This is a genomic window from Halochromatium sp. NSM3 (assembly GCF_059621085.1).
This window is the reverse complement of record NZ_JCAQIA010000010.1, coordinates 43,366-67,737: the sequence shown is the minus strand read 5'-3', so window position 1 is coordinate 67,737 and position 24,372 is coordinate 43,366. Positions and strand designations below refer to the sequence as shown.

Annotated in this window: 21 protein-coding genes and 1 tRNA gene; 14 read left to right on the top strand and 8 right to left on the bottom strand. The window is 64.2% G+C overall.

Features of this window, described 5'->3' with window-relative positions:
- Nucleotides 1–96 precede the first annotated feature (96 nt).
- The 3 genes from AC54T3_RS06310 to AC54T3_RS06300 all read right to left on the bottom strand — a co-directional run bounded on the left by AC54T3_RS06310 (nt 97) and on the right by AC54T3_RS06300 (nt 3,759).
- Nucleotides 97–2,700: an FtsX-like permease family protein gene (locus AC54T3_RS06310; RefSeq protein WP_496623290.1), complete on the bottom strand. Its 2,604-nt coding sequence runs from the start codon at nt 2,698–2,700 to the stop codon at nt 97–99.
- A 100-nt stretch (nt 2,701–2,800) separates the two neighbouring features.
- Complete coding sequence (locus AC54T3_RS06305; protein WP_496623288.1) at nt 2,801–3,517, bottom strand: ABC transporter ATP-binding protein; 717 nt, start codon at nt 3,515–3,517, stop codon at nt 2,801–2,803.
- A 5-nt stretch (nt 3,518–3,522) separates the two neighbouring features.
- Complete coding sequence (locus tag AC54T3_RS06300; protein WP_496623286.1) at nt 3,523–3,759, bottom strand: hypothetical protein; 237 nt, start codon at nt 3,757–3,759, stop codon at nt 3,523–3,525.
- 166 nt (nt 3,760–3,925) lie between these two features.
- Between AC54T3_RS06300 and AC54T3_RS06295 the strand changes: the two genes are divergently transcribed.
- Together AC54T3_RS06295 and AC54T3_RS06290 are read left to right on the top strand one after the other, a co-directional pair.
- On the top strand, nt 3,926–5,155 hold the full coding sequence (locus AC54T3_RS06295; RefSeq protein WP_496623284.1) for a polysaccharide deacetylase family protein: 1,230 nt from the start codon (nt 3,926–3,928) through the stop codon (nt 5,153–5,155).
- A 183-nt stretch (nt 5,156–5,338) separates the two neighbouring features.
- On the top strand, nt 5,339–6,805 hold the full coding sequence (locus AC54T3_RS06290) for a glycosyl hydrolase family 57 (protein WP_496623282.1): 1,467 nt from the start codon (nt 5,339–5,341) through the stop codon (nt 6,803–6,805).
- Between the two features lie 116 nt (nt 6,806–6,921).
- Here the strand turns inward: AC54T3_RS06290 and lolA are convergent, their stop codons facing one another.
- Nucleotides 6,922–7,512, bottom strand: a complete 591-nt coding sequence (gene lolA / locus AC54T3_RS06285; protein WP_496623281.1) for an outer membrane lipoprotein periplasmic chaperone LolA — start codon at nt 7,510–7,512, stop codon at nt 6,922–6,924.
- Nucleotides 7,513–7,706: 194 nt separating this feature from the next.
- A complete protein-coding gene (locus AC54T3_RS06280) occupies nt 7,707–10,613 on the bottom strand; it encodes a DNA translocase FtsK (protein ID WP_496623279.1) in 2,907 nt (968 codons plus the stop codon).
- 174 nt (nt 10,614–10,787) lie between these two features.
- Here AC54T3_RS06280 and trxB point away from each other — a divergent pair, with 174 nt between their 5' ends.
- The 6 genes from trxB (at nt 10,788) to infA (ending at nt 15,054) form a co-directional block, all read left to right on the top strand.
- Entirely contained in the window at nt 10,788–11,747 is a 960-nt protein-coding gene (gene trxB, locus AC54T3_RS06275) for a thioredoxin-disulfide reductase (RefSeq protein ID WP_496623277.1), read from the top strand.
- 40 nt (nt 11,748–11,787) lie between these two features.
- A complete protein-coding gene (locus AC54T3_RS06270; RefSeq protein ID WP_496623276.1) occupies nt 11,788–12,084 on the top strand; it encodes a hypothetical protein in 297 nt (98 codons plus the stop codon).
- A 6-nt stretch (nt 12,085–12,090) separates the two neighbouring features.
- Nucleotides 12,091–13,236: a GNAT family N-acetyltransferase gene (locus tag AC54T3_RS06265; protein ID WP_496623274.1), complete on the top strand. Its 1,146-nt coding sequence runs from the start codon at nt 12,091–12,093 to the stop codon at nt 13,234–13,236.
- 33 nt (nt 13,237–13,269) lie between these two features.
- The gene (gene aat, locus AC54T3_RS06260; protein WP_496623346.1) at nt 13,270–13,989 is read left to right on the top strand and encodes a leucyl/phenylalanyl-tRNA--protein transferase; all 720 of its coding nucleotides are present in this window, start codon (nt 13,270–13,272) and stop codon (nt 13,987–13,989) included.
- On the top strand, nt 13,989–14,741 hold the full coding sequence (locus tag AC54T3_RS06255) for an arginyltransferase (RefSeq protein WP_496623272.1): 753 nt from the start codon (nt 13,989–13,991) through the stop codon (nt 14,739–14,741). The genes aat and AC54T3_RS06255 overlap by 1 nt, the downstream gene beginning before the upstream one ends.
- Nucleotides 14,742–14,835: 94 nt before the next feature.
- Nucleotides 14,836–15,054 carry a translation initiation factor IF-1 gene (infA, locus tag AC54T3_RS06250; RefSeq protein WP_200346353.1) on the top strand — a complete coding sequence of 73 codons (219 nt, stop codon included), beginning with the start codon at nt 14,836–14,838 and terminating at the stop codon, nt 15,052–15,054.
- Nucleotides 15,055–15,074: 20 nt separating this feature from the next.
- Here the strand turns inward: infA and clpA are convergent, their stop codons facing one another.
- Together clpA and clpS are read right to left on the bottom strand one after the other, a co-directional pair.
- Nucleotides 15,075–17,339, bottom strand: coding sequence for an ATP-dependent Clp protease ATP-binding subunit ClpA (clpA, locus tag AC54T3_RS06245; protein ID WP_496623270.1), 2,265 nt, complete (start codon nt 17,337–17,339; stop codon nt 15,075–15,077).
- Nucleotides 17,340–17,393: 54 nt separating this feature from the next.
- Nucleotides 17,394–17,759 (bottom strand): ATP-dependent Clp protease adapter ClpS, encoded by a 366-nt coding sequence (gene clpS / locus AC54T3_RS06240; RefSeq protein WP_496623268.1) that lies wholly within the window; start codon nt 17,757–17,759, stop codon nt 17,394–17,396.
- A gap of 339 nt (nt 17,760–18,098) precedes the next feature.
- Here clpS and cspD point away from each other — a divergent pair, with 339 nt between their 5' ends.
- Complete coding sequence (cspD, locus tag AC54T3_RS06235; protein ID WP_462322278.1) at nt 18,099–18,308, top strand: cold shock domain-containing protein CspD; 210 nt, start codon at nt 18,099–18,101, stop codon at nt 18,306–18,308.
- A 95-nt stretch (nt 18,309–18,403) separates the two neighbouring features.
- On the opposite strand, the gene icd is transcribed toward cspD, so the two are convergent.
- Entirely contained in the window at nt 18,404–19,663 is a 1,260-nt protein-coding gene (gene icd, locus AC54T3_RS06230; protein WP_496623267.1) for an NADP-dependent isocitrate dehydrogenase, read from the bottom strand.
- 129 nt (nt 19,664–19,792) lie between these two features.
- Between icd and AC54T3_RS06225 the strand changes: the two genes are divergently transcribed.
- The 5 genes from AC54T3_RS06225 (at nt 19,793) to AC54T3_RS06205 (ending at nt 24,310) form a co-directional block, all read left to right on the top strand.
- Nucleotides 19,793–20,404, top strand: coding sequence for a L,D-transpeptidase family protein (locus tag AC54T3_RS06225; protein ID WP_496623265.1), 612 nt, complete (start codon nt 19,793–19,795; stop codon nt 20,402–20,404).
- A 223-nt stretch (nt 20,405–20,627) separates the two neighbouring features.
- Nucleotides 20,628–21,317, top strand: a complete 690-nt coding sequence (locus AC54T3_RS06220) for a M48 family metallopeptidase (protein ID WP_496623263.1) — start codon at nt 20,628–20,630, stop codon at nt 21,315–21,317.
- 58 nt (nt 21,318–21,375) lie between these two features.
- Nucleotides 21,376–22,638, top strand: coding sequence for a lipocalin-like domain-containing protein (locus tag AC54T3_RS06215; RefSeq protein WP_496623261.1), 1,263 nt, complete (start codon nt 21,376–21,378; stop codon nt 22,636–22,638).
- A 90-nt stretch (nt 22,639–22,728) separates the two neighbouring features.
- The gene (locus tag AC54T3_RS06210; RefSeq protein WP_496623259.1) at nt 22,729–24,144 is read left to right on the top strand and encodes a c-type cytochrome; all 1,416 of its coding nucleotides are present in this window, start codon (nt 22,729–22,731) and stop codon (nt 24,142–24,144) included.
- An 89-nt stretch (nt 24,145–24,233) separates the two neighbouring features.
- Nucleotides 24,234–24,310: transfer RNA gene (locus tag AC54T3_RS06205), tRNA-Met, on the top strand.
- Nucleotides 24,311–24,372 lie beyond the last annotated feature (62 nt).

The following is a 24,372-nucleotide window of genomic DNA, read 5'->3' as shown; positions in this document are numbered from 1 at the left end:
CCTTTCTAGTCAATCGAAGCCTGTTGGCGAGGCGCTGATCGCGAGTCCGAGCCCGAGCGATCGATTGCACGCATCATTGCCTGCCGATGGCCCGCATCATTCTTCGCGCAGTGCTCGAGCCGGGACAGCCTTGGCGGCGCGCTGGGCCGGGTAGAGGCCGGCGAGCACGGCGGCGAGCCAGGCCAGCAGCAGGCCGGAGATCAGGGTTTGCGGCTGCACCTGCATGGGCATGGTCCAGCCGAAGGAACGCAGGTTGATCACACTGATGAGCAGGTCGCCCATCGCCAGACCGAGCGGGATGGCGAGGAGGCCGGCGGCGAGACCCATGGCTGAGGTCTGGATCAGGATCAGGGCGCGCAACTGGCTGCGGGTCATGCCGGTGGCGCGCAACACGGCATAGTCGCGGGCGCGCTCGAGTTCGAGCGCCATGAGCGCGCTGAGGATGCCGACAAAGGCGACGCCGATGGCGAGCAGACGCAGCACCTTGGTGATGGTGAAGGTCTGGTCGAAGATCTCGAGTGAGAGTGCGCGGATGGCGCGGTTGGTCTGGACGCTGGTGACGAGATCGCGTTCGGCAAGCAGGGCGTCGACCGCCTGACTGACGGCCTCGTCATCGGCCTCCGCGTTCAGGACCAGGCCGAAGGAGGAAATGGCCGGGTCGTCCCACAGTTCGGCATAGCGCGGGCGCGGCAGGATCAAGGTACCGCTATCGCTGCCGTAGTCCTGGAAGATGGCGCCGATCTCGAAGGTCCGCCAACCGCTGGTGGTGAACAGTTCGAGGCTGTCGCCGACCTCGAGCTGGCGACGGTAGGCGAGGGGCTGGGAGATCAGCAGCAGTTCGCCGGCGTGCCAGCGCGGCCAAAGCTCAGCTGTAGTCGGGCCTTGGAAGTTAAAGCCGCGCGGCTGGCCGGTACTGGATTCGAGGGCGAGCATGAGCACCGGGCCGTCGCGGGTCTCGATGCGGGCGCTGCGCCCCAGGCTGATGGCGCTGACCTGGGGCAGCGCGAGCAGTTGCTCGGCGAGTTCCGGCGGCAGGTCGCCACCACGACTGGCGCCGCCGCTGGACTCGGCGGAAAGATAGAGGTCGCTGGTCAGGGTGTTGGCGAGCCAGTCGGAAACGCTGGTGCGAAAGCTGCCGATCATGATGCTGACGCCAAGCGTGGCGGAAACGGCCACGGCGAGCGCGGCGACAGCGAGACCGGAGCGGGTGATGGAGGTGGTGATGCCGCGCGCGGCGAGGCGGCCTTGGGTGCCGAACAGGCGCCCGAACAGCGGTGTGGTCAGCGTGGCGAAGCCGTGCAAGACGAGTGGCATGAGCAGGGCGCTGCCAACGATGACGAGGAAGAGCGCGAGGAAACCGATGCCCATGGAGCGCGCGGAGAGGCTGATGAGCGCGATTCCGCTGATGATGAGCAGGATGCCGGTGGTGGCGAGCCAGGGCAGGAGACGGCGGGCTTGGCCTTCGACCCTGGTGCGACGGATGACGTCGCGCGGCTGCGAGCGCGCGGCCTCGAGCGCGGGGCCGAGGGCGGCGAGCAGGGTCACGCCAATACCAAGGCCGGCACCCTTGAGCAACGACAGCGGCGCGAGGTGCAGACTGCGAACGCTGAGCTGGAAGTAGATGTCATTGATGGTGCGGGTGACGAGCTGCACCAGCCCGGCGCCGACGGCGATGCCGAGCAGCACGCCGAGCACGGCGCCGATGAGCGCAAGGATGAGGGTCTCGCCGAGCACCAGCGCGAAGAGCTGGCCGCGCGTGGTGCCGAGCATGCGCAGGGTGCCGAGCAGCGGCCGGCGCTGAAGCACGGCGAAGGTCATGGTGTTGTAGACGATGAAGGCGCCGACCAACATCGCCAGCAGGCTCATCGCGGTGAGATTGGTATGGAAGGCCCGCGTCATCTGGGCCAGTGCATTGCTGCGTTGCGCGGCGGGCTCGAGACGGACACCGGCCGGCAGCGCGGCGGCGACGCGCGCGGCCTCGGCATCTGTCAGGATCAGATCGATGCGCTCGATCTCGCCGAGGCGCCCGAGCACCTCTTGCGCGGTGGCGATGTCGGTGAGCGCGAGCCCGCTGAGGCGGGCCTGTTCGGGCAGGATGGCGGCGAGGGTCATGGCGACGCTGTCGGCGCCGAGATCAAGCTCGAATCGATCGCCAAGCTGCAGATCAAGGCGCTCGGCGTCGTCGCGGCTCAGCGCCAGGGTGGCGGGATCGCGCAGCAGACGCAGCAAGCCGATGAGGCCGTTCGGGGCCGCTGGCTGGCCGCCGCCAGCGCTGGCGCGTTCCCCGGCTTGGCGATTGGCTTGGCGGTCAGCTTCGCCAGCCTGCCCCAGACTCGCACTCAGCTCCGGGCGCATCGCGGCGGCCGCGATCAGGTCCATGCCAAGCAGGCTGAGGCTGCGCTCGCCGATGCGCATCGGCGCGTCGATCACCGGCGTCGCCTTGGTCAGCCCTTGCTCGAGCCGCAGCTCGGCGTAGAGCGTTTCCGGGATGGTGCCGCTGGCGGCGAGTATCTGATGGGTCGCTGGACCGGTGACCTGCTCAAGCGAGAGCCGAAAGCCGCGCTTGGCGCTTTCATTGGCGAGATCGACGGCAATGACGACGGCGACACCGAGCGCGATGCCGGCGATCGAGAGCCAGGTCTGCCAGCGATGGCGCGCCAGATAGCGGCGGCTGGCCTTGAGCAGCGCGGGAGTCAGCATGCGCGGAGCAGGGCGCTGGCCTGAATGGGCGCGAACGGAGGCGGGCGCAACGACGGCCCTGAACGCGTGCGAACCGAGTAGCGCCTCGAGTGACGGGGTCTCACCATGAGAGCACCTCGGTCGCGGTGCTCAGGCGGCCGTTGTCGAGCGCGAGGAGGCGATCGGTGATCTCGGAGACCTTGCGGCTGTGGGTGACCAGGATGAGGGTACGGCCCTCATCGCGGAACAGGTGGGCGAGGAGTTCGAGCACGACCTGACCGGTGCGGGCGTCGAGGTTCCCGGTCGGCTCATCGGCCAGCACCAGCGCCGGATCGTGGATCAGCGCACGCGCGATGGCGACGCGCTGCTGCTCACCGCCGGAGAGTTCATCGGGGAAGGCCTCCTCGCGCCCATCGAGCCCCACCTTGACGAGCCAGTCACCGACCAGCGTCCGCCGCTCGCGCGCGGGACGACCGTTGAGTTCGAGCGGGAGGCCGATGTTCTCGGCCACGGTCAAGGTCGGGATCAGATTGAAGAACTGATAGATGAAGCCGATATGCTCGCGCCGCAGCAGGGTCAACTCGGGCTCACCCATGGCGGCGACGCTGCGGCCCATGATTTCGACATCGCCGGTATCGGGCTTGTCGATGCCGGCGAGCAGGTTGAGCAGGGTCGACTTGCCGGAGCCGCTTTGGCCGACCAAGGCGACACACTCGCCACGGGCGACAGCGAAGTCGATGTCGGCTAATACCGTGCGCCGCTGACGGCCCTCGGCGTAGGATTTGCCGAGGCCGGTGACGGCGAGGATGGGGGGCTCATCGCTGCGGTTATGGTCCATTGGGGTCAGAGCCAACGCACGAGGTAATAGAGACGCTGGCCCTCCGACGAGGACGAGGGGCCGTAGACGATCGCGGGCTCGAGCTTTCTGGCTTGATCGCGTCCGGCGCGGGCCTCGTCTTCGTTCTCGACGACGGTCACGCAGCCCTCCGGGAAACGAGCGCGGCGTTTGCTCGGTGCCTTGATCAAGGCGCAGCGCTCGGCGAGCGAGGTCGAGTCCGCATCGATGATAATCTGTGGCATGCTGATGCTTTGAGTGTTGAGGCTCGTGATCTCGACTCAATGTCGCGCCCTTGACCTTCAAGATCAAGCCACGCGCGGCGGATGTCATCCGCATTCGGCGCTGACGGATGCCGCTGATTCGCTATCATCGGGCGTCATCGAATCCACATTGGAGAGCCAAGCCTCGATGCATGCCTATCACGCCTTGGTCCTGAACCTTCATCAACCGCCCGGTAACCTCGAGCACTTGCTCGATGAGCAGACCTGGGAGGCCAAGGAGATCCTGTTCGCGCTTGATCGCATGCCGCGCAGTCTCTGGGGTCAGGAAGACCTGGCGCGGGTGCATCTGTCGCTCTCAGGCACCCTGCTCGAGACCCTTTCTAGCCCGGACTTTCAGGCCCGAGTCTACGGCATCGTCGACTGCGGCAAGCTGCTCTGGTTCCTGCAGAATCAGCAGATCTTCGACCTGCTCGGCACCGGCTATTACCACCCGGTGCTGCCGCTGATTCCGACCGCCGACCGCCCCGAGCACCTGCGTCGCTGGCAGGGCATTGCCCAGCATCTGTTCTGGCGCGCGCGCTTCGATGGCTTCTGGCCGCCGGAGATGGGCTTCTCGATGGAGTTGATCCCGCTGCTGCGCCAGTTCGGCTATCGCTATGTGCTGGTCGATAGCGAGCATGTCGAGCCGGTCGATTCGATGAGCTGGCAAGAACTCCGTTATCGCCCGCATATCGCTCGCCACGGCAATGATGAGATCATCGTCGTCGTGCGCGATCGTGAGCTGTCCGATGCCCAGGAGTCCGGCATGGACCCGGGCTGGTTCGTCAACGAGGTCGCCGAGCGCACCCGTTGGTGCGATTTCCCGCCGCTGGTGACCACCGCGACCGACGGCGAGAACGGCGGATGGTTTCGCAACGTCACCGATGGGGCCAATTACTGGTCAGCCTTCTACCTGCCTTTGCTCAATATGATCCGGGCCGGCGATGCGAACTTGCGCCCCAGCTTTATCCATGACTACCTCAATACCCACGGCGCGCACGGCGAGGTGCGCGTCGCGACCGGGGCCTGGAACACCGGCTGGCACCATGGCAAGGGGTTTACCCAGTGGACCGGCTCGCAGATCCAGCGTGACGTCATTACGCGTTATGACGAGCTTAGCCAGCGACTGCACGGCTGGCTCGACCGCTTTGAACAGACCGAGCAGACCCAAGCGCAACAGTCGGCAGGCTCAGCGCAAGCGCTGGACGTTCTCCCGCCGTCGCTGCGGCAATGGCTCGATGATGCGCAATGGCATCTGCTGCGCGCAGAGACCAGCTGCAACATCTTCTGGGGCGAGGCCTGGTGCTATCGCGCCGCTGCTGATCTCGATGTGACGGAACAGCTCCTTGACCAAATCGATACCGAGACGAATCGCTAGTAATGCCATTTTTGGAAGATACAGGCTGGATCAATGGGGCACGATTGGCCATGATGCAGTCTGCATCAAGCAGATGACTCTCTACAGGCTCGGCTCTCACACCTGATCAACCACGACGAGCCATGACCAGCCAAGCGATCAGCGCCTGACTTATTGAATCCTAACCCCCCGGAGTCCACTCAAATGTCTAGCCTTCCAGAGCAAATCGACGGTCTACCCAACATCTGCGGCGAAGAGGCCACCATCGAACAGGCCATGCAAGCCGGCAAGGACAAGTCACTCGCCCAGTCACCGGGCGCAGTCGATTTTGGCACTATCCGCGCCGCCTGCGCCATCGCGCTGCATCAGCATCAGCCGCTGATTCCGGCCGGCGGCGATGACCTGCAGACCGCGTCCATCATCAGCAATCTCAAGTACATGATGGACCACCAGGACATCGGCGATAACTACAACGCGCCGGCCTTTGTCTGGTGCTACAAACGCATTGGCGAGTTCGTCCCACAGCTGATTCACGAGAGTAAGTCACCGCGGGTGATGCTGGAGTACTCTGGCACGCTGCTGTACGGCCTGCGGCAGATGGGCGAGGATCATGCACTCGACGCCCTCAAAGGCGTCACCATGAATCCGGATTACAACTGGGCGGTGGAGTGGCTCGGCATGCCTTGGGGCCACGCTGTGGCGCCTTCGACACCGGTGCAGGACTATCGGCTGCATGTGCAAGCCTTCCAGCACCATTTCGCTGGCATGTTTGGACTGGAGGCACTAGAGCGAGTGCGCGGCTTCTCGCCGTCGGAGATGGCGCTACCGAATCATCCCGATGTCGCCTATGAGTTCGTCAAGACCCTCAACGACTGCGGCTATCAATGGGTGCTGGTGCAGGAGCACAGCGTCGAGCAGACCGAGAATGGCCGGCATCCAGAGCGCCCGCATCTGCCGCACCGCATGATCTGCACCAATTCCAAGGGCGAGACCGCGAGCATCATCGCGCTGGTCAAGACGCAAGGGTCGGACACCAAGCTGGTCGCGCAGATGCAGCCCTGGTACGAAGCGCAGAGTCTGCAACGCTGGGAGCTGGCCGGCAAGCAGGTGCCGCCGCTAGTGACGCAGATCGCCGACGGCGAGAACGGCGGTGTGATGATGAATGAGTTTCCGGATAAATTTTTTGAGGCGGTGCGCGGTGCCTCAGGGTCGGACGTACCGCTGATGAATGGCAGTGAGTACCTCGAGCACCTGTTCGCGCTGGGCATCAAAGAGAGCGACTTCACCGAGATCCGCCCGGCCCAGCAGGGCAAGATCTGGGGGCTGATGCAGCCCGGCGATGGTCCAGAGAAACTGGCGAAGGTGATCGAAGAGCTGAAGCAGTCAGACCATCAGTTCCACATGGACGGCGCCAGTTGGACCAATGATCTCTCCTGGGTCAAGGGCTACGACAATGTGCTCGGGCCGATGGAGGAGGCCAGCTCAGCCTTCCATGAGCAGGTGTTGAAGCCCAACACCCCGACCGATGATCCGAACTATCGCAACGCGCTGTTCCATCTGATGGCGTCGCAGACCAGCTGTTATCGCTATTGGGGGCAGGGGCTCTGGACCGATTATGGCCGCGAGATCTGCCGGCGGGTGACCGAGATTGCCAAGCACGATTTCGCCTAACCGGCGGCCAGCTCGCCGTGCGTTGCGCAACGCACGGCGAGCGGTGTTGGTCTTCGGCTGTTTGCCCGCGATTCTTCGCGAATCAACTTTCGCAGGGTCTCTTCAAGCAATAAGGGTCAGTCCACCTGCAAGAAATCACTACCGGCGGGGCGCTCGAAGCGGAATAGGGCATAGTCGAGCTGCGGGTTACGCTTCAGGTTAGTGAAGATGAAGCGGGTGAGCTGGCCGAAGCGATCTTCCATCAGCAGGGTATCGAGCTGGCCGTCGATGAAGGCGATGCGCAGCTTGACGACCTCGGTGTCTTCGGTCTTCGGGGTCAGCTCGATCCAGGTGCGGCCGTCGCCTTCATCCAGCGTACGCAGCTCAAAGTAGTCCTCGACCGGCTGTTCGCTCGCCAGGAGCTGGGCTGGAGTGCCATCGAGGATCTTCTTCTGGCTGCTGTGGGTGACCTGATTGAGTTCTTTGTCGTAAACGTAGATACGCGAGCCGTCGGCAACAATCTCCTGGTCGTTGGGCGTTTCGTAGTCCCAGCGGAAGCGATTCGGTCGCAGCAGGTAGAAGGTGCCGGTCGACTCGATCATCTGGCCACCATCGGCGCTGAGGGTGATCTGGCGAAAGTCGGCGCTGAGGCTGTTGAGGCCACTCAAGTAATCCTTCAACTCGGCGATGCCATCGGCGCGGGCCTGGGGCGCGCTGATCAGTGCCATCAGCGCCAGCAACACCATCAGTAAAAGCGTCGCCAGCAGCGTCGCAAGCGATCGATGCGAGATGCTGCCAGACTGCCTGCCTCTTGGGCTTTGATCGTCGATGCGCGCTAGGCGAGCGCGCTTGGGCGCTGAGGGGGCGTTCGGGCGTCGGACAGGGCCTAAAGGGCCGAATGGAATGCTGAGCATGGGATGATTCAATCCTGTGGTGGGGGTGCAAGCACATCGCGGTTACCGTTGGTTTCGGCGGCTCCAACGATGCCGATACGCTCCATCTCCTCGATCATACGTGCGGCACGGTTGTAGCCGATCTTCAAGCGCCGCTGCACGCCCGAGATCGAGGCGCGCCGGCTCTCGATGACGATCTGCACGGCCTCGTCGAACAGCGGATCCTGATCCTCGACATCGCCGCCGCCCTTGGGTTCCGGATCGATGCCGGGCAGATGCTCGGACGGTTCCTGCAGGATGTTCTCGATGTAATCCGGCTCGCCCTGCTGTTTCAGGAAGTGGACGACCTTGTGCACCTCGTGGTCGTCGACGAAGGCGCCATGCACGCGCTGCGAGATGCTCCCGCCCGGCGGCAGATAGAGCATATCGCCATGGCCGAGCAGGTGCTCGGCGCCCATCTGATCGAGCACGGTGCGCGAGTCGACGCGGGCCGAGACCTTGAACGCCATGCGGGTCGGGATGTTGGCCTTGATCAGACCGGTCAGTACATCGACCGAGGGGCGCTGGGTGGCGAGCAGCAGATGGATGCCCGAGGCACGCGCCTTCTGCGCGAGGCGGGCGATCAGCTCCTCGACCTTCTTGCCGACCACCATCATCATGTCGGCGAGTTCGTCGATGATGACGACGATGTTCGGCAGCTTCTCGAGTGTCGGCACCTCGGGCGGTTCCTGTCCCTCGGCGATCGCAGCGTTGACGATCGGCGCATAGGTCGGGTCCGCGATCGGCTCGCCGGCGGCGATGGCGTCGAGCACCTTGCGGTTGTAGCCGGCGATGTTGCGCACGCCCAGTGCGGCCATCAGCTTGTAACGGCGTTCCATCTCGCCGACGCACCAGCGCAGCGCGTTGGCGGCCTCCTTCATGTCGGTGACCACGGGCGTGAGCAGATGCGGGATGCCCTCGTAGACCGAGAGTTCGAGCATCTTCGGGTCGACCATGATCAGGCGCACATCATCCGGGCCGGCCTTGTAGACCAGACTCAGGATCATCGCGTTGATCGCGACCGATTTGCCGGAGCCGGTGGTGCCGGCGATCAGCGCATGCGGCATCCGGCCGAGGTCGGCAACCACCGGCTCGCCGGAGATGTTGGTGCCCATGCTGATGGTGAGCGGTGATTTGGCCTCCTGATAGGCGCGCGAGCCGATGATTTCGCTCAGGGTGACCATCTCGCGCTGATTGTTCGGCACCTCGAGGCCGATCACCGATTTGCCGGGAATGACCTCAACTACGCGCACGCTGATCTTCGATAGGGCACGCGCGATGTCCTTGCTCAGGCCGGTTATTTTGCTGACCTTCACGCCCGGCGCGAGATCGAGTTCGAACAGGGCCACCACCGGACCAGGATGCACCTCGACCACCTCGGCGACAACGCCGAATTCGGCCAATCGGGCCTCGAGCTCTCGGGACATGGTCTCGAGCTGCTCAGGGGTAGCGGCATTGCCGCTGCGCCGGGGTGGGTCGAGGAGGTCGAGCGGTGGGCGTTCGCTGAAATCGCCGCGCATCGAGGCCGTGCGACTCGGCAGCGGATGCGACGGGCTTGGAGCGGGCGCGGCAGTCGCTGTCGATGGCGCCGAGACGTCGGCCCAGACCGGTTCGACCGCCGTGGGCGGTGGGGTCAATGCGGTGACCGGGGAGATGGATGCTTGGGGTGCTTCTGGCTCTAGAGTTGGTTCCGGGCTTGGCGTTGGCGCGAGCGCTTCTGGCGCTGGCTGCTGAATCTGGGGGGCGGGCGCTGGTTCCGAGGCTGTTGGCCGCCCTCTGGCATCAGCCTCTGTGCGAACTCGAGCTGGTACCGAGCTGGCCTCGAAGCCAGCGCCGATCCCGATCTCGAGAGGTTGCTCTGCTCCCAGCAGAGGAGCCGCGTTCGGATGCGAGATGAGGGTTCGGATGGCATTTTGCGGCGCGTGCATGGAATGTTGCGCGTCCGACTCCCGGGTTTCCGCTGGAGCCTCAGCCGGCGCTTGCCGCTGGACCCGCGCCTCGGCAGGAGCGACCGCATCGGCGCGACTGGCTCGGCTGCGGCCGATATCCCGCTCAGCGTCCTCCGGTTCGTCTGTCCAGGGTTCATTCGCCCAGTCCGTCCAGTCGTTCGACTCCGCCTCGCGTTCCGCCTTCCTGTCCGCTTTTGGGGCAAAGTCCGATTCCGGTTCGACCTCGATCTCGACCTCGTCGTCTTCGCCCCAGTCCGTTGTCCAATCCGTCTCCCAATCCCCGTGATGTTGGTGCTGGCGGCGCTCGGCGCGCACTGCGTTGATGTGCTGGTAAAGGCGCGGCGGGAGACGCAGCATCAGCAAGGTGAGATCACCGATGCCATCGACGATGAGTAACGGCGAAAGCCCGGTGAAGAGCGAGAGCCCGGTCAGCAGGAGGCCGAGGAGCACGAGCGAGCCGCCGCCGATGCCAAAGCCCGTGCTGGCCATGTCCGAAATCAACTGGCCGAGGGCGCCGCCGATGCCATTGGGCAGGTCGCCGAAGGGACCGGCGATCTGCAGGCTCGCCAATCCGGCGCCGGCGCCGAGGGTGAGCAGCAGGCCGATCCAGCGCAGTACCAGCCAGTAGAGCTTGGTCTCGGGTTCCGGCTCGTGGTCGCGAAAGACGAGGAAGGCGCTGGCGGCGAGCGCGACGGGGATGAGGTAGGCGAGCACGCCGACCAGAAACAGCACCAGGTCCGCGAACCAGGCGCCAAGCCGCCCTGCGGCGTTGTTGACGGCGCCTTCCGCCCCCACGAAAGACCAGCCGGGGTCATCCGGTGAATAGGTGGCCAGTGCTAGCACCAGATACAGCGAGATGATGATGACGGCCCAGAGCGCGCTTTCGCGCCAGGCACGCTCCAGATAATCGCCGAGACGGGGCTGTCTGAGTCGAGTCGCTTGTTCCACGGGATCCTCCTAACGTTTGGCGGATTATAGCCTTAGCCGGAGAACTTCGTCGTGTTTCGATGTTTACGCGGCGTCTTCGAAGCAGGCGCTCGGCAGTGGCGTACGGCTTTACCGGGCTCGGGTGCCTGCGTAACATGACTGATTTGAATCAAGGTCTGTTGGGGTTTTTTGACCATGAGCGACACCAAGCATTGCCGGCTGCTGATCCTTGGCTCGGGGCCGGCTGGTTATACGGCGGCCGTCTATGCGGCGCGCGCTAACCTGGCACCGGTTCTGGTGACCGGCATGGAACAGGGCGGGCAGTTGATGACCACCACGGATGTCGAGAATTGGCCGGGTGATCCGGACGGTCTTCAGGGCCCGGACCTGATGGATCGCATGCGCCGCCATGCCGAGCAGGTGGGGACCGAGATCCTGTTCGACCACATCAACAAGATCGCCTTGGATCAGCGCCCGTTCATCCTGACTGGGGATTCAGGCACCTTCAGCTGCGATGCGCTGATCATTGCCACCGGCGCGAGCGCCATGTATCTCGGGCTCGCGTCCGAAGAGCAGTTTCGCGGCCGCGGCGTCTCGGCCTGCGCGACCTGCGATGGCTTCTTCTACAAGAATCAAAAGGTGGCGGTGATCGGCGGCGGCAATACTGCGGTCGAGGAGGCGCTGTATCTGGCCAACATCGCCTCCGAGGTCACCCTCGTGCATCGCCGCGATGCGCTGCGGGCCGAGAAGGTGCTCCAGGATCGGCTGCTGGAGAAGGCCGAGTCCGGCAATGTCAAGATCGCCTGGAACCATGTGCTCGACGAGGTACTCGGTGATAAGACCGGTGTGACCGGCATGCGCATCAAGCATGTGCAGCAGGGGAGCACCGAAGACATCGATCTGCAGGGTGTGTTCATCGCCATCGGCCACAAGCCGAATACTGGTATTTTCGAAGGCCAGCTCGAGATGAACAACGGCTATATCAAGGTCAAATCCGGCACCGATGGCAATGCCACCGCGACCTCGGTGCCTGGCGTGTTCGCCGCCGGCGATGTGATGGATCACGTCTATCGGCAGGCGATCACCTCGGCCGGCAGCGGTTGCATGGCGGCCTTGGACGCCGAAAAGTATCTCGACGGGCTGCTGGACGCCTAAGCATCCGCCGAATGATGATGCACAGGGCCGCGAGGCAGCGATGAAACGACAGCACTTTCCGACCATCGCCCTGACCTTGGCGGTGCCCTTGTTGGGGCTACTCTGGGTGGGTGGCGAACCTCGCGCGGAGGCTCCCGAGGCCGGGCCCATGTTGCCCTGGCTGACGCTGCTGATCGTCAGCGAGTTCGGCCTGATCCTGGGTGCGGTTGGCGCGCTCCTAGGGGTTCAGCATGGGCGCCATCAGGGCTGGACCGGCCGTGATGCGCTGATCACGATGGGTTGCGCGCTGGCGGCCTTGGCCTTTCTGTTGCAACTGATCCGATGGTGGCCGCTCTAAGCGTCGATGTATCAACTGCGTGTGCATTCTTCCATCGATCAACTCGCTGCCGCCGACTGGAATCGGTTGGCCGGCGATGATCTGCCGCATCTGCGCCATGAGTTCCTGGTCGCGATGGAGCGCCACGGCTGCGTGGGCGAGCGCTTCGGTTGGCTGCCGCGCCATCTCGGACTCTATGATCAGTCCGAACAACTGGTGGCGGCCGCGCCCTGTTACCTGAAATTCAATTCCTACGGGGAGTTCGTCTTCGACTGGGCCTGGGCCGATGCCTATCGGCGCGCGGGTCTGGCCTATTATCCGAAGCTGGTGATCGCCTCACCCTACACGCCGGCGACCGGCCAGCGCGTCCTCACTGGCGAGGCCGCCAACCGCGCCGAGCTGGCGACGGCCTTGGTGCGAGGCTCGGTCGCGGTGGCCAAGGAGCTGGGCGCCTCGGGGGTTCACTGGCTGTTCAGCAGCGAGGAGGAGACGGGCTGGATGCGCGCCGAGGGCCTGATGCCAAGGCTCGGCTGTCAGTTCCACTGGCAGCGCCAGGGCGAGGCCGATTTCGATGCATTGCTGGCCGGTTTCAGCGCCGAGAAGCGCAAGAAGATCAAGCGTGAACGCCGTCGGGTGGACGAGGCGGGGGTGCGGATTCGCCGGCTAGCGGGCAGCGAGGCCAGTACCGAGGAGTGGACGATCTTCCATCGGCTCTATGAGGACACCTTCGATAAGCGCGGCGGCATCCCGACCCTCTCCTTGCCCTTCTTTCGCGAGATCGGCGCCCGCATGGGCGAGCACACGCTGCTGATCCTGGCCGAGCATGGCGGTGAAATCGTCGCTGCGGCTTTCTGCTTGGTCGGCGCGCGCACCCTCTATGGGCGTCACTGGGGCTGCTCGCAGGCGTTCCACAGTCTGCATTTCGAGGCCTGTTATTACCAGGGCCTCGAGCATTGCCTCCGCCATGGGCTGACGGCCTTCGAGCCCGGCGCGCAGGGTGAGCACAAGGTCGCGCGCGGCTTCCTGCCGACCCGCACCTGGTCGGCGCATTGGTTGGCCGAGCCTGGGTTTCGCGAGCCGATCGGTCACTTTCTCGACCATGAAATCGAGGCGGTCGAGGACTATATCGGCGAGATGAACGCACGCAGTCCTTACCGGCGCGATGCCGGCTGAGAGGCCGACGTGCCGCCCAACGCACCGATGTCGATGCCGTATTTGCTGGCGCCGAATGATCCAACCGGGGCTTTCCCCGATCCGGCCGAGGCCATGCGTGAGCCCGATGGTCTGCTCGCGGTCGGCGGCGATCTGAGCACCCGACGCCTGATCAATGCCTATCGGCATGGCATCTTCCCCTGGTATGGCGAAGGCGACCCGATCCTGTGGTGGTCGCCCGATCCGCGCACGGTGTTGCTGCCGACTCAGCTGCATCGCTCGCGCAGTCTGCGCAAGCGGCTGCGCCAGCGTCCGTTCGGGGTCACCATGGATCGTGATTTTCCGGCGGTGATCCACGCCTGCGCCGGGCCGCGCGCCGATAGCCAGGGCACCTGGCTGCTGCCGGAGATGATCAGCGCCTACTGTGCCCTGCATGTGCATGGGATCGCGCATTCGGTCGAGGTCTGGCAGGCCGGGCAGTTGGTCGGCGGACTCTATGGCGTCGCGATTGGCGGTGCCTTCTTTGGCGAATCGATGTTCAGCCGAGTCGATAATGCCTCGAAGGTGGCGCTGGTCCATCTGTGCGAGCATGCCATCGGCTTGGACATCGAGCTGATCGATTGTCAGGTGCTGACCGCGCACATACGGCGCATGGGCGCGCAGCTGATGTCGCGCGCGCAGTTCATGACGCGCTTGCAGACGCTGCGCGATCGTCCGCTCACGCTCGGCACCTGGGATGATGGTCGGGTCCATTATCCGGGAGGGGAATCCTGATGAACGCGAATCGCAACCTACCGGGCCATCTGCAGCTCTACCTGACCGGCGAGCACGACTGTTCCTATGTCGATGGGCTGCGAGCACGGACCTTGTTCGTCGACCCGATGGCGCGGATCGATCGGGATCGAGCGCAATGGCTGCAGCAGATCGGTTTTCGGCGCAGTGGGATGCACTTCTATCGACCGGCCTGTCGCGGTTGTCAACGCTGCGTGCCGGTGCGGGTTCCGGTGGCCGCGCTGCGTCTGAATCGCTCGCAGCGGCGCACTGCGGCGCGCAACGACAGCGAGGTCCGCATCGTCTTCAAGCCCGCGCAACTGCGCCCGATCCATTATCAGCTCTACGAACGCTACATCCTGGCGCGCCATGGCGATGGCGACATGGCCGACGATGTCTCGATCGAGACCTATATGCGCTTCCTGCTCAGCCCTTGGGGCGGGCAGACCTGGCTGATCGAGGCCTTTCTCGGTGAACGGCTGATGTCGGTGGCGGTGACCGATGTGTTCCCGGATGGGCTCTCGGCGCTCTATACCTTCTTCGACCCGGATCTCTCGGACCGTGCCCCCGGCACCTATGCGGTGCTGACCCAGGCGCGTGAAGCGGCTCGGCTCGGGCTGAGGTCTCTGTATCTGGGATATTGGATCGAAGACAGCCCGAAGATGGCCTATAAAGACCGGTTTCGACCGATCGAGGCCTGGGACGGCCAGCACTGGCGATGGTTTGAGCGCGGCGAGCCGATCCGCTTCCTATGATATACTTTTTCGGTTCTACAGCGGCGATTGGCCAGGGCGGCGCCTTAACCGATGCCGCGCTCGTTCGCGACATCACGAGACAGATTTCACATACATGGCAAAAGAAGACGTTATTCAAATGGAAGGCGTGGTCGTCGAGACCCTGCCGAACACCGTATTCCGCGTCGAACTCGAGAATGGTCACACGGTCACGGCCCATATCTCCGGCAAGATGCGCAAGCATTACATCCGCATTCTCACCGGCGATAAGGTGACCGTGGAGCTGACCCCGTATGACCTGACCAAGGGCCGCATCACCTATCGCGTGCGCTGAGGCGAGCGACCCAAGCGGGTTCAAGCCAGGCTCTTCTCGGTCTCGAAGCTGAATGTCAGGTCATCGTTCTCGCCGAGCCGGACGATCACGGTCCCGCCACCGCTGAGTTCGCCGAACAGCAGCTCGCTGGCGAGTGGTTTCTTGATGTGGTCCTTGATCACGCGGGCCATCGGTCGCGCGCCCATCTTCGGGTCGTAACCCTTCTCCGCGAGCCAGGCCCGGGCCTCGGGCTCGACCATGAGCGCGACCTTCTTCTCGGCCAGCTGCGCCTCGAGTTCGAAGAGGAACTTATCCACCACGCTGGCGATGGTCTTGGTGTCCAGTGACGCGAACTGCACGGTCGCATCGAGCCGATTGCGGAACTCGGGCGTGAAGTATTTCTTCAACGCCTCCATGCCGTCGCTGGAGTGATCCTGCTCGGTGAAGCCGATCGAGCGGCGGCTGGTCTCCTCGGCCCCGGCGTTGGTGGTCATCACCAGCACGATGTTGCGGAAGTCCGCCTTGCGGCCGTTGTTGTCGGTCAGGCTGCCATGATCCATCACCTGCAGCAGCAGGTTGAACACATCCGGGTGCGCCTTCTCGATCTCGTCGAGGAGCAAAACCGCGTGTGGGTGCTTGGTGACCTCCTCGGTCAACAAGCCGCCTTGGTCGAAGCCGACATAGCCGGGCGGGGCGCCGATGAGGCGCGAGACCGTGTGCCGCTCCATGTACTCGGACATGTCGAAGCGGATCAGCTCCAGGCCCATGATGCGCGCGAGCTGCCGGGTGACCTCGGTCTTGCCGACACCGGTGGGACCGGTGAAGAGGAAGGAGCCGATCGGCTTGTCCTCGGTGCCGAGGCCGGAACGGTTCATGCGGATCGCCGAGGTCAGGGCATCGATCGCCTCGTCCTGGCCGTAGACCACCATCTTCAGATCGCGATCGAGATGGCGCAATGACTCGGTATCCGAACTCGACACCTTGCGCGTGGGGATACGCGCGATCTTGGCGACGATGGTCTCGACATCGTTCACATCGATGCGCTTCTTGCGCTTACCCGCCGGGCGTAGCTGCACATTGGCGCCGGCCTCGTCGATCACATCGATGGCCTTGTCCGGCAGGTGGCGGTCATTGATGTACTTGGCCGAGAGTTCGGCGGCGGCGCGCAGGGCCGGGTTGGTATAGCTGACCTGGTGATGCTCCTCGAAGCGGGTCTTCAGCCCCTTGAGGATCTCGATGGTCTCCTCGACCGAGGGCTCGTTGACATCGATCTTCTGGAAGCGCCGCGCGAGCGCACGATCCTTCTCGAAGATACCGCGGAACTCCTGATAGGTGGTCGAGCCGATGCAACGCAGGTCGCCCGAGGCGAGCACCGGCTTGATCAGGTTGGAGGCATCCATAACGCCGCCGGAGGCCGCGCCGGCGCCGATGATGGTGTGGATCTCGTCGATGAACAGGATCGCGTGCGGTTTGCGCTTGAGTTCGGCGAGCACCGCCTTGAGTCGCTTCTCGAAATCGCCGCGGTACTTGGTGCCGGCCACCAGGGAGCCGAGGTCGAGCGCGTAGATGACCGCATCATCGAGGATCTCGGGCACCTGACCGTCGACGATCTTCTTCGCCAGCCCTTCGGCGATCGCGGTCTTGCCGACCCCGGCCTCGCCGACCAGCAGGGGGTTGTTCTTGCGCCGCCGGCAGAGGATCTGCGCGGTGCGCTCGACCTCGCCGGCGCGCCCGATCAACGGATCGATGCGGCCTTGGCGCGCCATCTCGTTGAGGTTGGTGGCGAAGTTCTCGAGTGCGCTGGGCGCTTCCTTCTCATCGCTACGTACTTCGTCCGGCTCGCCCTGGGCCTCGTCGTCCTGATCCTCGCCCGGCACCTTGGAGATGCCGTGCGAGATGTAGTTGACGACATCGAGCCGCGAGACATCCTGCTGGTTGAGCAGGTAGACGGCCTGGCTGTCTTGCTCGCTGAACAGGGCGACCAGCACATTGGCGCCGGTGACCTCCTTCTTGCCGGCCGACTGCACGTGGAACACAGCGCGTTGGAGCACGCGCTGGAAGCCGAGCGTGGGTTGGGTCTCGCGCTCGTCGTTCTCGGCGATCAGCGGCGTGGTCTCTTCGATGAAGGTGGTGACGTCGCCGCGCAGCTTGTCGTTATCGGCGGCGCAGGCCCGCAGCACCTTGGCGGCGGCTGGATTATCGATCAGGCAGAGCAGCAGATGCTCGACCGTCATGTATTCATGCCGCTTCGCCCGCGCCTCCTTGAACGCCTGGTTTAGCGTGAATTCAAGCTCTTTGCTTAGCATGGACTGTGACCCCGGGGCGTGACAAAAACGAAGATGGTTGGTTCGAGACGCATCTCAGGCCTCCTCCATCGTGCACAGCAGCGGATGATGGTTCTGGCGTGAGAAATCATTGACCTGCGAGACCTTGGTCTCGGCAATGTCGCGCGTGAAGACGCCACAGACGCCGACTCCGCGCGTATGCACATGCAGCATGACTTGGGTGGCCTTCTCGGGCGTCATGCCGAAGAAGGCCTCGAGCACGTGGACGACGAACTCCATCGGCGTGTAGTCGTCGTTGACCAGCAGAACCTTATACAGCGGCGGCCGCTTGAGGGCGGGCTTGGCTTCTTGGACCGACAGCCCGGAGTCGCCGTTGCCGTCTTCTTGACTCGACAGGCGAATCCAGGCGCGGCTGGTGGCGTGGGTGAGTGGGTCTGGCATGAATCGGTGGGACATCGGCCTGGTCAGCATAGGTCAGGGCCGTCGGGTATGACCCGGGCGGCACAAGGTTTGAGTTCGAGAGGCGTCGCGCATCTCACCTTGAGTAGGGATCATGAGGCGAAAAATACAGCCCCACGAGGGTTGGCGTCTACGCCTTCCAGCGACGCCGTGGGTGCCTGCGATTGACCAAGCAGTCTAGGCAACTATACTTTCTTGTCACGACCGCTTCATCTAGGCGCTAGGTGTGGGTCGAGTGCATGACCGTTCAGCGGTGGTCTTGCCTACTACAACAAGCTGAATAACCAACCGAAGTGTGCTGCAGTTGCGGAGGAGTCTCAGATGATCACAGGTATCGTCAAATGGTTTAACAATGCCAAGGGCTATGGCTTTGTCAAGCCCGATGGTCGCGACGAGGATGTCTTCGTGCATTTCTCGTCGATTGATATGGACGGCTATAAAACCCTGAAAGAGGGGCAGAAGGTGCAGTTCGAGGTCTCGCAGGGGCCCAAGGGGCTGCATGCGGCGACGGTCCAGCGTGCGATGCAATAGTTGCGTGGTGCTTGCGGTGTCCCGGCGGGCGCCTCTGGCCAGCCGGGACCGTGAGGCCTGAATTCCAGTCCAGGCCCTGAGAGTCCAGACTCGGCTCAGCCCATGTTGGCGATGACCGCATCGCCGAATGCCGAGCAACTCAGCTTGGTCGCACCGTCCATCAGACGCTCGAGATCGTAGGTCACGGTCTTGGCCGCGATGGAGCCCTCGATTCCCTTGACCACCAACTCTGCGGCCTCGGTCCAGCCGAGGTGGCGCAACAGCATCTCGCCCGAGAGTAGCAAGGAGCTGGGGTTGACTTGGTCCTTGCCGGCGTACTTGGGCGCCGTGCCATGCGTGGCCTCGAACATGGCCACGCTGTCCGAAAGGTTGGCGCCGGGCGCCATGCCGATCCCGCCGACCTGCGCGGCGAGGGCATCGGAGATGTAGTCGCCGTTGAGGTTGAGGGTCGCGATGACGTCGTAGTCCTTCGGGCGCAGTAGGATCTGCTGCAGGAAGGCGTCGGCAATCACATCCTTGACGATGATCTCCTTGCCGGTCTTCGGGCTCTTGAACGCACACCAGGGGCCGCCGTCGAGCAGTTCGGCGCCGAATTCCTCGCGCGCCAGCGCATAGCCCCAATCCTTGAAGGCGCCTTCGGTGAACTTCATGATATTGCCCTTGTGCACCAGGGTCACCGAGTCGCGCTCGTTGTCGATCGCGTACTGGATGGCCTTGCGCACCAGGCGCTGGGTGCCCTCGCTCGAGACCGGCTTGATGCCGATGCCCGAGCTGTCCGGGAAGCGGATCTTGGTCACGCCCATCTCGCCGCGCAAGAAGGTTACGAGCTTCTCGGCCTCCGGCGAGCCGGCCTGCCATTCGATGCCGGCATAGATGTCTTCCGAGTTCTCGCGGAAGATCACCATGTCGGTCTCTTCGGGCTTTTTCAGCGGACTCGGCGTGCCCTGGAAATAGCGCACCGGGCGCAGGCAGACATAGAGATCGAGGCGCTGGCGCAGGGCGACGTTGAGCGAGCGGATACCGCCGCTGACCGGGGTGGTCAGCGGTCCTTTGATCGAGACCACATAGTCGCGCACCGCCTCGAGCGTCTCATCGGGGAGCCAGGTATCGTCGCCGTAGACGCGGGTGGCCTTCTCGCCGGCGTAGATCTCCATCCAGGCGATCTGGCGCTGGCCGCCGTAGGCCTTGGCGATGGCCGCGTCCAGCACCTTCATCATCACCGGGCTGATGTCGACGCCGATGCCGTCGCCCTCGATGTAGGGAATGATGGGATGATCCGGAACGACGAGGCTTTGGTCGGGATTGACGCGGATCTGCTCGCCGCTTGCTGGAATCTGGATCTGTTCGAATGCCATGACATGATGCTCCTGTTGATCGAATGACCAGGATATTACCATTGCCGATGCGGCTGATGCCTTGCCTTGGCGGTCTAGGCATCGCATATCAGCGCTCAAAACCATTGTCATCCCGCGAGGAACGGCCTGATGTCCGACTGGAACCGGCTACGGGGCGGGCGGATCGGGGGTGGACTGGCGCGTTGCGGTCTGCTGCTGATCGGGGTGCTGGGGGTCAGCGCCTCGGTGGCGGCGATGTCGTTCCTGCCCGGCTGCATGTTACGGCAGGCCCAAGAGGCTGCACCGGCGACCGTGCAACGCACCGGGCCACTGCTCGCGGACGAAGTGCTGGTTAAGAAGGGGCAGCGTCGGCTCTATCTGCTGCGCGATGGTCAACCGTTTCGCACCTATCGCGTCGCGCTCGGTTTTGCTCCCGAGGGTCATAAAGAGCGTGAGGGCGACGGGCGCACGCCCGAGGGACGCTATGTGCTCGATTGGCGCAATGCGAACAGCCAATTTACCAAGGCCATCAACATTTCCTATCCGAACGCGGCGGATCGTGCCCGCGCTGCGGCGCGCGGCGACCGGCCTGGCGGTGCGATCATGATCCACGGCGAGCCGCGCGGGCAACGGCAGCGGGCGCTGCGCGAGCTGATTCGTTACGAGGACTGGACCCAGGGCTGCGTCGCCGTCTCCAACCTGGCGATGGATGAGATCTGGCGCTACACCTTGGACGGGACGCCCATCGAGATTCAGCCTTGAGTATCGGCGCAACGGTGCGCGCCTGCTCAACATCAAGACCGATGTTGAGCGTTATTTCAGAGTGAGGCAAATGATGATGACGAGGGTGATGCGAGACGGCGCGAACGACCGTGCAAGAAGACCGCCGAAATTGCCAGCGCTGGCGGGTCTTCTGCTTGTCCTATCGGCGGCGCTGTTGTCATGCGCAACGGCGCCGGAAACCGGCCGGCGGCAGCTGCTGTTGGTGAGTCCGAGCGATGAGATCGAGTTGGGGATTCAGGCCTTCCAACAGATCAAGCAGCAGCAACCGGTGGTGACGCGGGGTCGGGATGTGGCGATGCTGCAACGGGTCGGCGACCGCATCAGCAAGGTGGTGTCGTTACCGAATGCGCGCTGGGAGTTCGTGTTGTTCAAGGATGATGCGCCGAATGCCTTTGCACTTCCAGGCGGTAAGGTCGGGGTGAATACGGGCATTTTGCCGATCACCCAGGATGAGGCGGGGCTGGCGACGGTGATCGGGCATGAGATTGCGCACGCGGTCGCACGCCATGGGGCGGAACGGATGTCGCACGGGATGTTGGTCGAGTTGGGCGGTGCTGGGCTCTCGGCGGCCTTGGGTTCGGAGGCCGGAGCGAATCGCGACCTGATCATGCAGGCCTACGGCGTGGGCTCCCGGTTAGGGGTGATGTTGCCCTATTCACGCACCCAGGAGTTGGAGGCGGACGAGCTGGGGCTGTTATTCATGGCGCGAGCGGGCTATGACCCGCGCGCAGCGATCGGGTTTTGGCAGCGGTTTGTGGCCTACAACGCCCAGCGCGGTGGCGCGCCGCCGGAGTTCTTGAGTACGCATCCGTTGGATCAGCGGCGCATTGCCGAGCTGGAGCGCTCGCTGCCGCAGGCTGTGGCGGAGTATGAGCGGGCTCGGGCGCGTTAATGGCTTGGAACCTTAGCGCCGCGATTTGGATTGCAAACAGCTTCTTGAGGAATGAGTCATGCGTTGGCTGGCATTGCCCCTGGTGCTCATCGTCTTGGCGGGGCTGGCTTACGGGCTCTGGCCGCGTGAGTCGGCGTCTCGCAGTGAGGGGTTCGATGCCTCGGCCCTGGCGGCCGCGCTGGCCGAGATGGACAAGGATACCGGTGCTGATGCCGAGGAAGGTGAGCTTGGCGAGACACTGACGCTGGAATTTCCCCGCGATCACGGCGCGCATCCGGGTGCGCCGGCGGAGCTGTGGGAGCTGACGGCGGTGCTGCGCGATGCGCGGGAGCAGCCGGTGGCGGTGCGTTTGTCGCTGGCGCGGCTCAGGCTGGCAGCAGCGGCTGATGGGCGGGCATCAGCCTTCGCGGCCGATGCGCTGTTGGCCGGAGAATGGGTGGTTATGGCCGGCGAGGATGCTATGGCACTGTCGGGGCTACCGGTCCGCGAGCAGCGGCTGAGTCGCACAGCGCTGGGGCTTGCTGGCGCGGGCGCGAATGAGGCCGACGGCGAGCGCGTCTGGATCGAAGGCTGGGCGCTGTCACGCGCGGCCGAGGATGAACTCGTGTTGCACGCCGAGGCCGACGGGGTTGCGCTGGAGCTATCACTGTCATCGCTCAAGCCGCCGGTGGTGTTGGATCAGCAGACGCTGGCGGGTGCGCCGGAGCAGGGCGCCTCGGCGGTCCAGTTCTACAGTCAATCGCGCTTGGCGGCCTCGGGAACGCTGCGAGCGAAGGGGGGCGAGCAGGCGCTGCAGGGTGTGGCCTGGCTCGATCATGGCTGGGGCGCCTTAGCCGAAGCGCTGGCGGGTGGGCGCGGGCAATTGGTCGCGAATCGGTTTCAGTTACAGCTCAACGATGGCTCGGAGCTGGCTTGTCTCCATCTTCGCCGGCGCGGCGGTGGTGGCACGCCGATTCCCAGCTGTGTCTTGATCGGCGCCGAAGGCGAGACGCGGGCGTTACGGCGTCGGGAGCTGACGGTAGCGCCGACCGAGGCCGGTTGGGTCACCGAAGGCGGGGTTGAATATCCACTGGGCTGGCGGCTACTGATCCCCGCGCACGGGCTGGAGCTGGAGATCGAGCCCCTGTTTGGCGATGCGACTGGCGGCATTGCGTCTGGCGGCGATGCGGCGCGGGCGCTGTCTTCGGCCTCGATCGCGGAGGCGAGCTGGGCGTGGCGGGGAGCGGTGCGCGTGAGCGGTCGGCGCGAGTCGGAGGCGATCAGCGGCAGTGGCCAGATGGACCTCAACGGCTATGGAGACGGCTCGCCGCGTGGAACCTAACTCTGCCACTTGGAACCTGATCGGGCATCGACGGTCAGTGTCGTACATTCGCAGCGTTTAGGAGGGAGCCTAGTGTTTAGGAACCTGTTCATGGGATCTCGGCGTCGAGGGGTTGTCTGCAGCCTGTCGTTCATCTTGAGCACGGGGTTGGTCGCGTGCGATGGCGCTCAGCCCGTCGCCGTGACCAAGGCCGAGCCGGGGCCGATCCCGGCGTCGCCGCAGCGGCCGGGTGACGCCCAGGCAGGTTACGATGCCTTGGTCAATGGCGCGGTGGTGACCTGCGGTTTACCCTACGACGCCTATGCCGCAAGTCGCGGCGCGCCGGAGCCCAAGTACGCGCTGGCGGGCCGACGCGGTCGCAATGCCGAGCTGCCCTATGCGCTCACCGCGTTCACCGCCGCCAGCGGTGTCGAGCTGGTGACGAGCAATTGCCTGGGCTGCCACGCGGCGCCGCTGAACGGCGAGTTGGTGATCGGCCTCGGTAACGAATTCCTTGACTTCACCGCTGATCCGGTGATGGCGGTCGAAGGCGCCGGCGCCTATGTCAAGGGTGAGGCCGAGGTGGCCGAATGGCAGCGCTGGGCCGATCGGCTCGGCGCGATCGCGCCCTGGTCGATGACCGACACCATCGGCGCCAATCCCGCGCAGGCGATCACCTTGGCCTTGATGGCGCACCGCGATCCAGAAACCCTGGCCTGGTCCGACGAGCCGCTCTTACCCTTGCCCTCGACCGAGGTCTTGCCCGCGAGCGTGCCGCCTTGGTGGAACGTCGGCAAGAAGCATGCGATGTTCTACAACGGCGAAGGACGCGGGGATCATGTGGGTTACATGATGTTGGCCTCGACGACCTGTACAGATTCGGTTGCCGAGGCGCGCGAGATCGATGCCTGGTTCCAGGATGTGCGCGCCTATTTGGCCACTCTGGAGGCACCGGCCTATCCCTATCCGATCGATACCGAACTGGCGGCCCAAGGCGAGCGCCTGTTCAAGACCGAGTGTACGGAGTGCCACGGGCGCTACGGTGAGCACGAACGCTATCCCAATGAGCTGGTGGCGCTCAATGAGGTCGGTACCGATCCGGCGATGGCCGAGGCGGCCTATCAACATGCGGATCGCTTCGCGCGCTGGTTCAACGCGTCCTTTTATGGGCGCAACGCCGATGCGCAGCCGGGGCTCGGTTATGTGGCGCCACCGCTGGATGGCATCTGGGCCACGGCGCCCTATCTGCACAATGGCTCGGTGCCGAGCCTGGCCGCGTTGCTTGAGAGCGGCGAGCGTCCAAGGTACTGGAGGTTCGAGAGCGCAAGCCCCGACTATGACCAAGACGCCTTAGGCTGGCGCTATCAGCGCCTCGAGCAAGGACGTGAGCAGTTCGCCAGCCTGGAGGAGCAGAAGTGGGTCTACGATACGACCCGCCGGGGTTACGGCAATCAGGGCCATGACTTCGGAGACCTGCTCGATGATGACGAACGTCGCGCGCTGCTCGAGTATCTCAAGACGCTCTGAGCGCGAACTCTGTCACTGGCGTGATCGCGCGATGAGATCAAAAACCGCTTGCACTCACCCACATTCGTGTCTATAGTAGGCGGCTCAGTTGCGGGGTGGAGCAGTCAGGCAGCTCGTCGGGCTCATAACCCGAAGGTCGCAGGTTCAAATCCTGCCCCCGCTACCAAACCTAAAAAAGGGCTTGCTTCGAAAGACGCAAGCCCTTTTTGTTTCCGCCTCATCGATGTG

Coding starts and splice junctions, on each gene's coding strand:
- infA (WP_200346353.1), top strand. CDS start 14,836: ATGGCAAAAGAAGACGTTATTCAAATGGAAGGCGTGGTCGTCGAGACC.
- AC54T3_RS06225 (WP_496623265.1), top strand. CDS start 19,793: ATGTCCGACTGGAACCGGCTACGGGGCGGGCGGATCGGGGGTGGACTG.
- AC54T3_RS06210 (WP_496623259.1), top strand. CDS start 22,729: ATGGGATCTCGGCGTCGAGGGGTTGTCTGCAGCCTGTCGTTCATCTTG.
- clpS (WP_496623268.1), bottom strand. CDS start 17,759: ATGCCAGACCCACTCACCCACGCCACCAGCCGCGCCTGGATTCGCCTG.
- AC54T3_RS06270 (WP_496623276.1), top strand. CDS start 11,788: ATGAAACGACAGCACTTTCCGACCATCGCCCTGACCTTGGCGGTGCCC.
- AC54T3_RS06255 (WP_496623272.1), top strand. CDS start 13,989: ATGAACGCGAATCGCAACCTACCGGGCCATCTGCAGCTCTACCTGACC.
- aat (WP_496623346.1), top strand. CDS start 13,270: ATGCCGTATTTGCTGGCGCCGAATGATCCAACCGGGGCTTTCCCCGAT.
- clpA (WP_496623270.1), bottom strand. CDS start 17,339: ATGCTAAGCAAAGAGCTTGAATTCACGCTAAACCAGGCGTTCAAGGAG.
- AC54T3_RS06290 (WP_496623282.1), top strand. CDS start 5,339: ATGTCTAGCCTTCCAGAGCAAATCGACGGTCTACCCAACATCTGCGGC.
- AC54T3_RS06310 (WP_496623290.1), bottom strand. CDS start 2,700: ATGCTGACTCCCGCGCTGCTCAAGGCCAGCCGCCGCTATCTGGCGCGC.
- lolA (WP_496623281.1), bottom strand. CDS start 7,512: ATGGCACTGATCAGCGCGCCCCAGGCCCGCGCCGATGGCATCGCCGAG.
- AC54T3_RS06300 (WP_496623286.1), bottom strand. CDS start 3,759: ATGCCACAGATTATCATCGATGCGGACTCGACCTCGCTCGCCGAGCGC.
- icd (WP_496623267.1), bottom strand. CDS start 19,663: ATGGCATTCGAACAGATCCAGATTCCAGCAAGCGGCGAGCAGATCCGC.
- trxB (WP_496623277.1), top strand. CDS start 10,788: ATGAGCGACACCAAGCATTGCCGGCTGCTGATCCTTGGCTCGGGGCCG.
- AC54T3_RS06305 (WP_496623288.1), bottom strand. CDS start 3,517: ATGGACCATAACCGCAGCGATGAGCCCCCCATCCTCGCCGTCACCGGC.
- cspD (WP_462322278.1), top strand. CDS start 18,099: ATGATCACAGGTATCGTCAAATGGTTTAACAATGCCAAGGGCTATGGC.
- AC54T3_RS06265 (WP_496623274.1), top strand. CDS start 12,091: ATGTATCAACTGCGTGTGCATTCTTCCATCGATCAACTCGCTGCCGCC.
- AC54T3_RS06295 (WP_496623284.1), top strand. CDS start 3,926: ATGCATGCCTATCACGCCTTGGTCCTGAACCTTCATCAACCGCCCGGT.
- AC54T3_RS06215 (WP_496623261.1), top strand. CDS start 21,376: ATGCGTTGGCTGGCATTGCCCCTGGTGCTCATCGTCTTGGCGGGGCTG.